The sequence below is a fragment of the Flavobacterium sp. HSC-32F16 genome (genome assembly GCF_024171645.1).
In the GTDB taxonomy this organism is placed as follows: domain Bacteria; phylum Bacteroidota; class Bacteroidia; order Flavobacteriales; family Flavobacteriaceae; genus Flavobacterium.
This window is the reverse complement of sequence record NZ_JALKAC010000004.1, coordinates 382,239-395,394: the sequence shown is the minus strand read 5'-3', so window position 1 is coordinate 395,394 and position 13,156 is coordinate 382,239. Positions and strand designations below refer to the sequence as shown.

At 34.8% G+C, this 13,156-nt stretch carries 9 protein-coding genes; 6 read left to right on the top strand and 3 right to left on the bottom strand.

Translation table 11 applies throughout. The annotated features are described in order from the left end of the window. Nucleotides 1-87: 87 nt before the first annotated feature. Nucleotides 88-1,158, bottom strand: a complete 1,071-nt coding sequence (locus tag L1276_RS15065) for a chorismate-binding protein (protein WP_253789154.1) — start codon at nucleotides 1,156-1,158, stop codon at nucleotides 88-90. A gap of 3 nt (nucleotides 1,159-1,161) precedes the next feature. After that, on the bottom strand, nucleotides 1,162-1,593 hold the full coding sequence (locus L1276_RS15060; protein WP_253789152.1) for a PaaI family thioesterase: 432 nt from the start codon (nucleotides 1,591-1,593) through the stop codon (nucleotides 1,162-1,164). A 301-nt stretch (nucleotides 1,594-1,894) separates the two neighbouring features. Between L1276_RS15060 and L1276_RS15055 the strand changes: the two genes are divergently transcribed. From L1276_RS15055 to purL, 4 genes are all read left to right on the top strand, one after another. Beyond that, nucleotides 1,895-3,403, top strand: a complete 1,509-nt coding sequence (locus tag L1276_RS15055; RefSeq protein ID WP_253789150.1) for a hypothetical protein — start codon at nucleotides 1,895-1,897, stop codon at nucleotides 3,401-3,403. 122 nt (nucleotides 3,404-3,525) lie between these two features. After that, the gene (locus tag L1276_RS15050) at nucleotides 3,526-4,038 is read left to right on the top strand and encodes a hypothetical protein (protein WP_253789147.1); all 513 of its coding nucleotides are present in this window, start codon (nucleotides 3,526-3,528) and stop codon (nucleotides 4,036-4,038) included. Nucleotides 4,039-4,220: 182 nt separating this feature from the next. Further along, the gene (locus tag L1276_RS15045) at nucleotides 4,221-6,065 is read left to right on the top strand and encodes an endonuclease (RefSeq protein WP_253789146.1); all 1,845 of its coding nucleotides are present in this window, start codon (nucleotides 4,221-4,223) and stop codon (nucleotides 6,063-6,065) included. Nucleotides 6,066-6,403: 338 nt separating this feature from the next. After that, nucleotides 6,404-10,057 carry a phosphoribosylformylglycinamidine synthase gene (gene purL, locus L1276_RS15040; RefSeq protein ID WP_253789143.1) on the top strand — a complete coding sequence of 1,218 codons (3,654 nt, stop codon included), beginning with the start codon at nucleotides 6,404-6,406 and terminating at the stop codon, nucleotides 10,055-10,057. A 154-nt stretch (nucleotides 10,058-10,211) separates the two neighbouring features. Here the strand turns inward: purL and L1276_RS15035 are convergent, their stop codons facing one another. Further along, the gene (locus L1276_RS15035) at nucleotides 10,212-10,505 is read right to left on the bottom strand and encodes a hypothetical protein (protein ID WP_253789141.1); all 294 of its coding nucleotides are present in this window, start codon (nucleotides 10,503-10,505) and stop codon (nucleotides 10,212-10,214) included. A 236-nt stretch (nucleotides 10,506-10,741) separates the two neighbouring features. Between L1276_RS15035 and L1276_RS15030 the strand changes: the two genes are divergently transcribed. Together L1276_RS15030 and L1276_RS15025 are read left to right on the top strand one after the other, a co-directional pair. Then, nucleotides 10,742-11,173, top strand: coding sequence for a hypothetical protein (locus L1276_RS15030; protein WP_253789140.1), 432 nt, complete (start codon nucleotides 10,742-10,744; stop codon nucleotides 11,171-11,173). 177 nt (nucleotides 11,174-11,350) lie between these two features. Beyond that, nucleotides 11,351-13,129, top strand: a complete 1,779-nt coding sequence (locus tag L1276_RS15025; RefSeq protein WP_253789138.1) for a long-chain fatty acid--CoA ligase — start codon at nucleotides 11,351-11,353, stop codon at nucleotides 13,127-13,129. Nucleotides 13,130-13,156: the final 27 nt, after the last annotated feature.

Sequence of the window (13,156 nt, the reverse complement as noted above, 5' to 3'; positions counted from 1 at the left end):
CCTCTATCTTCTTTCCTCTATCTTCTTTCCTCTATCTTCTTTCCTCTATCTTCTTTCCTCTATCTTCTTTCCTCTATCTTCTTTCCTCTATCTTCTTTCCTCTATCTTCAAAACCCTTTTCATCGTCATTGATTTATTTACGCTTTCCTCCCACTCCTTTTCAGGAATACTTTCTTTAGTTATCCCGCATCCCATGTATAAAATTGCCGTTTTATTCTGAATCTGCATGCTTCGTAAATTTACGAATAAATCAGAACTTACCGTATTTCCTGCAAAACTGCTGTTTAATTCACCCAGAAATCCGGTGTAAAAAGTCCTGTCGTAGTTTTCATTTTCAATAATAAATGCTTTTGCTTTTTTCTTAGGAAGACCACATACAGCGGGCGTTGGATGAAGCGTATCGATAACTTCTTCTAAAGTCGAATTGTCCTTTAAAACTCCCGAAATATCAGTTTTAATATGCCAGATAGACCCGGCTTTTAAACTATAAGGTTCAGAAACTACTACCGAAGCCGTAAACTCTCTGAGTCTTTTTACAATAAAGTCGGTTACGAACTGCTGTTCGTCTTTTTCTTTTTGCTGCCATACAATTTCCGAATTATCTTTTTGCGTTCCCGCTAAAGCCATGGTTTCAAAAACATTTCCATTAGCTTTCAGCAGTTTTTCCGGTGTTGCTCCCATCCAAAGTCCAACTTTAGGATGAAAAAAACAATAGCAAAAAGTGGCTGGATAGATTTGAACCAAATGCTGAAAGATCTCAACAAAATCAAATTCAGCTAAATCAACTTTTTCGCTTCTTGATAAAACTACTTTTTTAAATTCTTCCTTTTTAATAGCCTCAACCCCTTTTTCAACTAAGTTTTCATATTGCTTTTTAGCATCAGGATCTAAATTTAAATCGTCAATTTCGACAGATTGAAATGTTGTAGTTTCTTTAACAGCACTCACAATTTCCGATTCATTTTCTGGAATTAAAATCAGCTGTTTTTCATCAAAAGAAGCAAAAACAAATCCTCTTTCCGTATAATCTGAAACTTCGTGTAAGGTATCATTTTGCTGTAAAAAGCCAATAAGATTTTCTGAATTGGGTTTGGAATAAAGTACAAATGGTAAATTTTGTTCTTTATGATTTTTAAATTTTAAGAAAAATGGATTCATAATTTATTCACTTTTCTTTCTTTCTAAAACCATATTCGTCAGTTTACAAAGAGAAATCAAATTTCCGGCTTCATCCGTAATTTTGATTTCCCAAAGATGAAGACTTCTGCCTTTGTGAATAATTCTGGCTGTACCAAAAACATAACCTTCACGAATACTTTTTAAATGATTTGCCGAGATTTCAATTCCTCTGACTTCCTGTTCTTTTGGATTGATAAAAAAGAAAGAAGCTGCACTTCCTACACTTTCTGCCAAAGCTACAGAAGCTCCTCCGTGTAACAATCCCATTGGCTGATGAACACTTGGATTTACAGGCATTTTTGCAGTTAAAAAATCTTCTCCAGCGTCGATATATTCAATTTTCAGCGTTTCCATTAATGTGTTTTTAGAAAACTCATTACAATGCGCCAAAATCTGCTCTTTTGTATAATTCATTAAAATAAACTTTAAAATCGTAAAATTAAAGAAAGATAAGACACAAATCGAAAATTCGGATTCTAAAATTAAAAATCATTTATAAACTTGTCAGTTTTTTGCTATTTTTACAAAAACAATCTTTGGCTGGAAAGTTTTTTGCCACAGATTACACAGATTAAAAGGATTTAAAAATTATAAAGCTGCGAATTTCAAAAATTCACGCGAGTTTTAATTCAATTTAATTGGTGAAAATTTGTGAAACTCGTGGCGAAAAAAATCTTTTTAATCCTTTTAATCTGTGGCTAAAAAAACCATTTAAATGCGTCAATACTTTATACTTTTCATTTTTGGAATACTTCTAGCTTTTAGTTCTTGCCGAACTGATTTTGATACTGTTGCCAGTTCCGGAGATTTAAAGTTTTCGAGAGATACCATTTTTTTAGATACTATTTTTAAAAATATTGGTTCAAGCACATATCAGCTTAAAGTTTATAACCGAAGTAAAAACGACATTTCAATTCCGACTGTACAGCTTAAAAAAGGTCTGAGTTCTAAATACCGAATGACGGTTGACGGAATGAACGGCAACAATGGAAAAATTTTTAAAGATGTTACCCTTTTAGCAAAAGACAGTTTGTATATTTTTATAGAAACAACTGCTGATATTACTGATGCCGACCCAACCGATTTTTTATATACCGATGAAATTCAGTTCGACAGCGGTGCAAATCTTCAGCAAGTGGCTTTGGTAACTTTAATTCAGGATGCCGTTTTTTTATTTCCAAAACAAAATGCTGACGGAACAAAGGAAAAAATCCAGATTGAAGGCAAAGAAACTGACGGATTTTACCTTAACGAAAATGATCCTGAAAACGGAAATGAATTGATTTTTACCAATCAAAAACCATATGTTATTTACGGTTATGCCGGAGTACCTGAAAATAAAACCGTAACATTTCAAGCAGGAGCGCGAGTTCATTTTCATGCTAATTCTGGTTTATATGTCGGCAACAAAGCTTCTCTTCAAATTAACGGAACAGTCTCTGCAACAGAAAAACTCGAAAACGAAGTTATTTTTGAAGGTGATCGTTTAGAATCTCTGTATTCTAATATTCCCGGACAATGGAACTCTGTTATTTTTTCTAACGGAAGCGGCAATCATTCTATAAATCATTTAACATTAAAAAATGCCGTTATTGGTTTAGATTTTAAAAATCCTTTTAATACCGTTGAAATCAAAAACACCCAGATTTACAATTGTGTCGAATACGGAATTTTAGCTCAAAATGCACATATTATTGGCGAAAACATTGTAATAAATTATACCGGAATAGCCAGTCTATCCTGTGTTTATGGCGGAAATTATAATTTTACACATTGTACTTTTAATAACAATTGGCCTAACAGCTCTCATTTTGCTGTTAATTTAAGTAATCGCTTATCCGGCGCAGTTCCAGAAACTAATCCACTTACAAATGCGACTTTCAACAATTGTATCATATACGGTTCAAGCACCAATGAATTCAATTTAGAAAAAAACATGAATGCTCCATTTGTGTATCAGCTAAATAATTGTCTGCTGAAATTCGGTACAACAACAAATCCTGATTATCAATTTAAAACCGATACGGAACATTATAACAATATCATTTTAAATGAAAATCCAAAGTATTATAATGCTTCTAAAAATCAATTGAACATCGATAAAACTTCTGCCGCTTTCGCGAAAGGGAATCAGGTCTATACAATTCCATTGGATATTTTAGGAATCACAAGAACTTCACCACCCGATTTGGGCGCTTACCAGAGTAACGATTTTCCTAAGTAGTTTTTTTTTTGTAACGAAGGCGCTAAGACGCAAAGTTTAAAAAAGTAATACTTCATATAATGAAAATAACCATTATTTGTCTCCTAAGCTGTATTTATACATTTGCTCAAAAAATAACTCTAGTGAAGTGTGATTCTATTTATAAAAACAAAGGAATTACCTTGAAACTTATAAATTTTGACGATGATAGAGAGGGTTATGATAGTGAAAAAAACTGCCTTTTGATCATTACTCAAAAACTTAAAAATAAAATTTCAGTTTTAGTAAAAGATTCGATTTTTAGCAAAGTTCAAAAAATTGAATTCGAAGATTATAACAACGATAATATAAAAGATATTTTGATTCAGAATATTTCTGATGTAAGAAGTAACTGGACATACAATTTGTACTTATACAATTCCAAAACCAATAATTTCACAAAAGTGAAGGGCTTTGAAAAGATAAAAAATCCAACTTACAATTCAAAATATAAAATTATTGAAAGTCATGTAGTTTCCGGCACGAATTGGGCCGCCTTTTATAAAATTAAAAACTATAAAGTACATGATTTTAACATTGAAATAATTGACGACGGCAGTGCCAAATATGAAAAAGAATATAAAAAAGCCATAAAAAAAATCTCTGAAACAAGATAAAAACTTCACGTTTTAGCACTTTCTGGGCAATAAAAACAGCTCGTAAGAAAATATATCCAAAATTAAACATTGCTTAACGCAGCGTATTCATAAAAGTAGTAGATTTGTTACAATTCATTTTTAAAATTCTACAAATCAGATTTTTAAAATAGCAATCACAACCAAATCTTCAACTATTGACTATGAAAAAAAACTACTTTTTACTGTTATTACTTTTTGTTTCTATTGGTTTTGCACAAATCCCTTCTGGTTATTACAGTACTGCAGCCGGAACGGGTTACACCTTAAAAACACAATTGTATAATATCATTAAAGGCCATACTAATAATGGCTATGCGGGTTTATACACTACGTATCTAACTTCTGACGTTGATAATTTTTATGAAAATGACGGAACAATACTGGATATGTATTCTGAAAACCCATCAGGAACAGATCCATACACCTATACAACCGGTACGACTCAAAGATGCGGGAATTATTCTGCTGAAGGTGATTGCTACAATCGGGAACATATTATTCCACAATCTGTTTTTAATGAGCAGTCGCCAATGGTTGCCGATGCCCATTTTATTACACCAACAGATGGAAAAGTAAATGGAATACGTTCTAATTATCCGCACGGAACTGTAAATTCAGCAACTTATACTTCACAAAACGGCAGTAAACTAGGATCCAGCGCTGTATCTGGCTATTCAGGAACTGTTTTTGAACCTATCAATGCTTTTAAAGGCGATATTGCCAGAATGTATTTTTATTTTGCAACACGATATGAAAATACCGTTTCCGGATATTCTTACCCTATGTTTGACGGTTCGAGCAATAAAGTTTTTACAACTGCTTTCTTAAACCTTCTTTTGGCGTGGCATACCCAAGATCCTGTAAGTGCAAGGGAAATTGCAAGAAATAATGCAATCTACGCTCGTCAAAACAATAGAAATCCGTTTATCGATCATCCGGAATATGTAAATCAAATTTGGGGCGGAACATCTTCTACAGATACACAGGCTCCAACTGCGCCAACAAGTTTAGCATCAACTTCAAAAACTTCGACTTCAATTTCACTTTCGTGGAATGCCTCTACAGACAATGTAGGCGTTACAGGTTATGATATATATGCTAACAACGTTTTCAAAACAACAGTTTCGGGAGTTTCGGCTGCAATTACAGGTCTAACAGCTTCAACTGCTTATTCCATTTATGTAAAAGCAAAAGATGCAGCTGGAAATACTTCCACTTCAAGTAATACAATTTCAGTAACAACTGACAGCAGCGGAACAGGAACAGCAACCGATTTACTTTTCTCTGAATACATTGAAGGTTCAGGAAATAACAAAGCACTTGAAATTGCCAACAATACCGGAAGTTCCATTAGTTTATCAGCTTATACCATTAAAAAACAAACTAATGGAGCAGGTTCATGGAGTACCGGTTTAACTTTAACGGGAACATTATCAACCGGAAGCAAATTTGTAATTGTAAACAGTTCTATTTCTTCAAGCTGTTTTTCTCCAAGTTCAGCCAATATTTCAACAACAGCTACTGAATTGACTTTTAACGGAAATGACGCCGTAGGTCTATTCAAAAACGGAGTTCTAATTGACATCATCGGAACTTTTAATGGCGGAACTGCTAACTTTGCTGTTGATGTTACTTTAAGAAGAAAATCGACCGTAACTTCTCCAAGCACCACTTTCAACTTAAGTGCACAATGGGATTCGTACTCTCAAGATACCTGTAACAATTTAGCAAGCAAAATGGCTAAACCAACCGAAGAAGAAGTTGTGGAACTTTCTGATGAAATTGTGGTTTTTCCAAATCCTTCAAATGGAGTTTTTAATGTTGTCTTAGACAATTCAGATGATGCGTATTCAATAGAAATCCTTTCTTTTTCGGGTCAAAAAGTTTTCGAAAAGCGAAATACAACAGATGCTGTTATTTCGGTAAACCATCTTTCAAGCGGTATTTATATGCTGAAAATAACAAACGATTCAAAAACTGTCATTAAAAAGATAGTAATTAAATAATAATTTTTCACGCAGATTTGGCAGATATAACAGATCAAAGAAATTAAAAATTAATTGACACAGATTTTTAAATCCTCTAAAAAAAACAAATCTGCTCAATCTGCCAAATCTGCGTGAAATTAAACCTTGCGTCTTAACTGCCGATAGTTATCGGAATTACGAGATTAAATACTTTTTTTTTTTGCGAGAAAACCTTACATACGAGAAGACGCACTCCTGTACGCCTCTACAGATGGTGAAAAAATACCCATCTTTTTCAAAAGAGTTTGTTATCAAATTTGCGCTTACTATTTATTTAAACTAAATTTGCAGCTCAATACAACAAACTACACATCACAATGATCCATTTCTTTGAAAACCAAAGCAAAACTGTTTTTGCCGTACAAACGCAAAACGAAATTTCAGCTCAAGACATTTCAAAATTAAACTGGCTTTTTGCCGACTCGAATAAGATCGAAAAATCCGCATTGACGGGTTTTTTTGTTGGTCCCCGCGCCACTATGATCACACCTTGGAGTACAAATGCTGTAGAAATCACTCAAAACATGGGTGTTCCGGGCATTATCAGAATTGAAGAATTTCATCCGGCAACGGAAGATTTCGCTGATTTTGATCCGATGCTTTTCCAAAAATTCAATGAATTAGATCAGGAAATTTTCACTATCAACATTCAGCCGGAACCAATTCTGGAAATTGATGATATTGCCACTTACAATAAAGTAGAAGGTTTGGCTTTAAGCGAAGAAGAAGTTGAATATTTAAATAATCTTTCAGCAAAACTAGGAAGAAAATTAACTGATTCTGAAATTTTCGCTTTCTCTCAGGCAAACTCAGAGCACTGCCGTCACAAAATTTTCAACGGAACTTTTGTTATCGACGGTGAAGAAAAAGAAACTTCTCTTTTCAAATTAATCAAAAAAACATCTCAGGAAAATCCTAACGATATAGTTTCTGCTTACAAAGACAACGTTGCTTTTGTAAAAGGACCAAAAGTGCAGCAATTTGCACCAAAATCTGCCGACAAACCAGATTTTTACGAAATAAAAGAATTCGATTCTGTTATCTCATTAAAAGCAGAAACACACAATTTCCCAACAACAGTTGAGCCTTTCAACGGAGCTGCAACAGGTTCTGGAGGAGAAATTCGTGACCGTTTAGCGGGTGGACAAGGTTCTTTGCCGTTAGCAGGAACTGCGGTTTACATGACTTCATATTCTCGTTTAAACGACGACAGAAAATGGGAAAACGCTCTTGAAGAAAGAAAATGGTTGTACCAAACGCCAATGGATATTTTGATCAAAGCTTCAAACGGAGCTTCTGATTTTGGAAATAAATTTGGTCAGCCGTTAATTACAGGTTCTGTTTTAACTTTCGAACATTCAGAAAACGACCGTAAAATTGGTTACGATAAAGTAATCATGCAAGCGGGTGGAATTGGATACGGAAAACTGGATCAATCAATTAAAAAGAAACCACAAGAAGGCGATAAAATCGTAATCTTAGGGGGAGAAAATTATAGAATTGGTATGGGTGGTGCTGCGGTTTCTTCTGCAGATACTGGAGCTTTTGGTTCAGGAATCGAGTTAAATGCCATTCAGCGTTCAAACCCTGAAATGCAAAAACGTGCTGCTAACGCAATTCGTGGTTTAGTAGAAAGCGATAATAACCCAATTGTTTCTATTCACGATCACGGAGCTGGAGGACACTTAAACTGTCTTTCGGAATTGGTGGAAGAAACGGGTGGTTTAATCGATTTAGATAAATTACCTGTTGGAGATCCTACGCTTTCTGCAAAAGAAATTATTGGTAACGAATCTCAAGAAAGAATGGGATTGGTTATTGGTCAAAAAGATATTGATACGTTACAAAGAATTGCCGACAGAGAGCGTTCGCCAATGTATCAGGTTGGAGATGTAACGGGCGATCACCGTTTTACTTTTCAATCACATTCAAATGGTTCAAAACCGATGGATTATGCTTTAGAAGATTTCTTCGGAAGTTCTCCTAAAACGGTTATGACAGATAAAACTATCGACAGAAAATATGCTGCTGTTTCGTATTCAGCAAATGACTTCGAAAGTTATTTAAAAGACGTTTTACGCTTAGAAGCTGTTGCTTCAAAAGACTGGTTGACTAATAAAGTGGACCGTTGTGTGGGTGGAAAAGTGGCGAAACAACAAAATGCAGGTCCGTTACAATTGCCTTTAAATAATGTTGGGGTTATGGCTCTGGATTATTTAGGGAAAGAAGGAATCGCGACTTCTATTGGACACGCTCCTATTGCTGCTTTGATTGATCCGGTTGCGGGAAGCAGAAATGCTATTGCAGAATCGTTATCAAACATTGTTTGGGCGCCAATTAAAGAGGGTTTAAAAGGTATTTCATTATCGGCAAACTGGATGTGGGCTTGTAAAAACGAAGGTGAAGACGCTCGTTTGTACGCTGCAGTTGAAGGCTGTTCAGAATTTGCAATCGAATTGGGAATCAATATTCCGACAGGAAAAGATTCACTTTCGATGAAACAAAAATATCCAAACGACGAAGTAATCGCGCCGGGAACGGTTATTATTTCGGCTGGAGGAAACTGTACAGATATTAGAAAAGTAGTGGAACCGGTTTTACAGAAAAACGGAGATTCTATCTATTATATCAATTTGTCTCAGGATGATTTCAAACTTGGAGGTTCTTCTTTTGCACAAATTAGAAACACAATTGGAAACGAAACTTCTACTATAAAAGATGCTTCTTTCTTCAAAAATGCATTTAATACGATTCAGGAATTAATCGGCGAAAGCCAAATTTTAGCGGGTCACGATATCGGAAGCGGTGGTTTAATCACTACTTTATTAGAATTGTGTTTTGCTGATGTAAATCTTGGAGCTAAAATTGATTTCAGCGCTTTCGCGGAAAAAGACTTATTAAAAATCCTTTTCGCTGAAAACATCGGAATCGTTTTCCAGGCAAAATCTGATTCAGCTGTAGAAGCTAAATTAAAAGCAAACAATATCGAATTCTTCAAAATTGGTTCTGTTCAGGAAACTTCAACTTTAGAGATTGGAGATTACAAATTGGATATTCCAGCTTACAGAGATGTTTGGTTTGAAACTTCTTATTTATTAGATCAAAAACAATCTAAAAACGGAAGAGCTCAGGCACGTTTTGAAAACTATAAAAATCAGGTTTTAAATTATACTTTCCCTGCACATTTTACAGGAAAAAAACCAGAAATTGACAATTCTAAACCAAGACCAAAAGCGGCTATTATTCGTGAAAAAGGAAGTAATTCTGAGCGTGAAATGGCAAATGCTATGTACTTGGCCGGATTTGACGTAAAAGACGTTCACATGACGGATTTAATTTCTGGTCGTGAAACCCTTGAAGATATTCAGTTTATTGGTGCCGTTGGAGGATTCTCTAACTCTGACGTTTTAGGTTCTGCTAAAGGCTGGGCCGGAGCATTTTTATACAACGAAAAAGCAAAAACAGCTTTGGATAATTTCTTCAAAAGAGAAGATACTTTATCTGTTGGAATCTGTAACGGTTGCCAATTATTTATGGAATTAGAAGTGATTAATCCGGAACATGAAGTTCACGGAAAAATGCTTCATAACGAAAGCCAGAAACACGAAAGTATCTTTACTTCTGTAAAAGTTCAGGAAAACAATTCGGTGATGTTATCGACATTGGCTGGAAGTACTTTAGGAGTTTGGGTTTCTCACGGAGAAGGAAAATTCAAATTACCTCTTGCTGAAGAAAACTACAACATTGTTTCTAAATATGCTTACGAAGGTTATCCAGCAAACCCGAATGGTTCTGATTACAACACGGCAATGATGTGTGATAAAACAGGAAGACATTTGGTTATGATGCCTCACATTGAGCGTTCGACTTTCCAATGGAACTGGGCGCATTATCCAAAAGACAGAAATGACGAGGTTTCACCTTGGCACGAAGCTTTTGTTAACGCCAGAAAATGGATTGAGAAAAACTAAGAAATATATTTTTATTAAAAGCGCCCGATAAATTCGGGCGCTTTTTTTTATAGCCACGAATTACACGAATTAGCGGCTAATATATATTTGTAAAATATAATCTTCATTATAAAAAAAATGCTCCGACGCTATCCCTAAGTCGAAGCATTTTTTTTTAATTTCTAAAGGTAGAAGCAATACCTGTTACCACATTTGAAGCACCAAAAGCAAAGAGCCCTGAAGCAACTGCATTTTGACCTGCAAAAAATTGATTATCCATGATGGCATTACTAAACAGTAATCCGCCTGCAGCTCCAGCCACAAGCCCAATTCCGATTAATGTAATAGTCCACCAAGGTTCCGGATCTGGAGGAGGAGGCGGATTTTTCCAAAAACGTCTCCACCAGCCTGGGTATTTGGTTCCGCACCAGCCCATTGCTAAAAATAAAGCAGTTTCCATAGTTTTCATGATTTGATTTGTGCCTACTCTTTTGCTTTTCGGCTTTCGCATTTGATTGGAGTAAAATTATGGAAGGACTTAATTACATTATCAAGGTAAATTACCGTTTTTAACAGGGGAAAAACACGGTATTTATTAGTTTTACTAAATCGTGCTTTTTAAATCAAAATTTAAACTATATTAGCCCTGAAAAAATCTGCCGCTGATTTTTCCTTAAACGCCAAAAACACTTAAATCCACATAGAATGAAATCTGTACATGTACTTATTGCTGCCTTTTTCTTTATTGCTGTAAAATCATATTCACAAGTTGAAGTAAACCAAATTACCCACAATAATAAAGAACGCTATATTACCACAACAATTGGATTTCCAATTCCGGGAACGTATGCTCCAATTGGTTTAAAAGAGCCTATTACGGTATTAAACCCAGATGGAACAGGATCAATTCAGGCTGACGATTTAAGTAAGAAAAAAATCAATTGGGGAATCGAATGTAACGAAGAAGGTGTTGCAATTTTTAAAGAAGGTTTCAATAGTAAATCCTATACATTTTGGTACAGACCAAATGACAGCAACGAGTGGTACTACTCTCAATTCTCTATTCATTTTGCCAAGAAAAAAATGTTCCTAATGGGCGAAAGAGTAAAAGCTTATGAAGACTATAACGTTCAATAGACTTCAAAAGGCGGCTTCAAATTAAATTTTTCTTGGTTTTTTGGAAATTTTACGACTAAAAAGAAAACGTTTTCGTTGATTTTTAATAGTCTCTATAAATTTTCCCATAAAATTTCATAAAATAAAAAATCATACCTAATTTTTATTTAATTTGCAGTAAAATTCAATATATTAAACATGGTTTCAATCACACGACTTTTTGATTTTCCCTATTATCAACAAGAAACTTATAACCTTCCCGTTGCTCTTGCAACCAAAAAAAATGGAGTATGGGAAAAAACATCCAGCCAGGAATATATTGCAAAAGCTAATGCCGTTTCGAGAGCATTATTGCGCATGGGCGTTCAAAAAGATGACAAAATTGCCGTAATTACTTCAAATAATCGTACTGAATGGAATGTTATGGATATTGGTATCCAGCAGACCGGTGCGCAAAACGTTCCTATTTATCCAACCATTTCTGAAGAAGATTACGAATATATATTAAACCATAGCGGCAGTATTTACTGTTTTGTGTCGGATGTAGAAGTACTTGAAAAAGTAAATCTTATCAAAGCAAATGTACCGAGTTTAAAAGAAGTATATTCATTTGATGAAATCAATAATTGTAAACATTGGACTGATTTATTGATTTTAGGCGAAGACGAAAGCAACCAAAGTGAAGTTGAAGCCAGAAAAGACAGTATTCACACAGATGATTTAGCCACTATTATTTATACTTCCGGAACTACAGGAAGACCAAAAGGAGTTATGCTTTCTCATAAAAACATTGTTTCTAATGTTTTAGACAGTGCTCCACGAATCCCGTTTGATGCAGGAAAAAGCACTGCTTTGAGCTTCTTGCCAATCTGCCATATTTTTGAAAGAATGATTTTGTATATCTATCAATATTATGGTGTTTCGGTTTATTTTGGAGAATCAATTGAAAAAATCAGCGATAATTTAAAAGAAGTACGACCAACAGTGATTACCGCTGTTCCAAGACTTTTAGAAAAAGTTTACGATAAAATCTACGCAAAAGGATCTGAATTAACAGGCATCAAGAAAAAGCTGTTTTTCTGGGCTATTGATTTAGGTTTACGATATGAACCCTACGGAGCAAATGGCTTTTGGTATGAATTTCAGTTAAAAATTGCCCGCAAACTAATTTTCAGTAAATGGAAAGAAGGTTTGGGAGGAAATTTAGATTTAATGGTTTCCGGCAGTGCTGCTTTACAGCCTCGTTTATCAAGGGTTTTTGCAGCCGCAGAAATTCCGGTTATGGAAGGTTACGGCTTATCTGAAACGTCACCGGTTATTGCCGTTAACGACCAGAGAAACAGAGGTTTCAAAATTGGAACGGTTGGAAAACCAATCCAAAATGTGGAAGTTAAAATTGCCGAAGACGGAGAAATTCTTTGTAAAGGACCAAACGTAATGTTAGGTTATTTTAAAGATCCTGAAAAAACTGCTGAAGCTTTGCAAAATGGCTATTTCCACACTGGAGATATTGGAGAAATCGACAACGAAGGTTTCTTAAAAATCACCGACCGTAAAAAAGAAATGTTTAAAACATCCGGAGGTAAATATGTCGCTCCTCAATTGATTGAAAATGCCATGAAACAATCTCGTTTTATTGAGCAGATCATGGTTATTGGTGATGGCGAAAAAATGCCTGGTGCTTTTATTCAGCCTAATTTTGAATTTGTAAAAGAATGGGCTAAAATTCATAAAATTGCTCTTGGCAGTACAAATGAAGAAATAATTAAAAACGAACAGGTTGTAAAACGTATTGATGAAGAAGTAGAAAGCATCAATGAAAAATTTGGAAACTGGGAAAAAATAAAACGCTTTGAATTAACTCCGGATGTTTGGTCTATTGACGGCGGACAACTTACTCCTACTCTAAAATTAAAACGTAAAATCATTAAAGAAATCTACAAAGATCTTTATGCTAAAATCTACGATCATAATTAAATCAAAATAATATAACCAAACGGAAAA

Excerpts from the sequence above, each read along its gene's own strand:
- purL (WP_253789143.1), top strand. The coding sequence starts at position 6,404 with ATGATCCATTTCTTTGAAAACCAAAGCAAAACTGTTTTTGCCGTACAA.
- L1276_RS15035 (WP_253789141.1), bottom strand. The coding sequence starts at position 10,505 with ATGAAAACTATGGAAACTGCTTTATTTTTAGCAATGGGCTGGTGCGGA.
- L1276_RS15045 (WP_253789146.1), top strand. The coding sequence starts at position 4,221 with ATGAAAAAAAACTACTTTTTACTGTTATTACTTTTTGTTTCTATTGGT.
- L1276_RS15055 (WP_253789150.1), top strand. The coding sequence starts at position 1,895 with ATGCGTCAATACTTTATACTTTTCATTTTTGGAATACTTCTAGCTTTT.
- L1276_RS15060 (WP_253789152.1), bottom strand. The coding sequence starts at position 1,593 with ATGAATTATACAAAAGAGCAGATTTTGGCGCATTGTAATGAGTTTTCT.
- L1276_RS15025 (WP_253789138.1), top strand. The coding sequence starts at position 11,351 with ATGGTTTCAATCACACGACTTTTTGATTTTCCCTATTATCAACAAGAA.
- L1276_RS15065 (WP_253789154.1), bottom strand. The coding sequence starts at position 1,158 with ATGAATCCATTTTTCTTAAAATTTAAAAATCATAAAGAACAAAATTTA.
- L1276_RS15030 (WP_253789140.1), top strand. The coding sequence starts at position 10,742 with ATGAAATCTGTACATGTACTTATTGCTGCCTTTTTCTTTATTGCTGTA.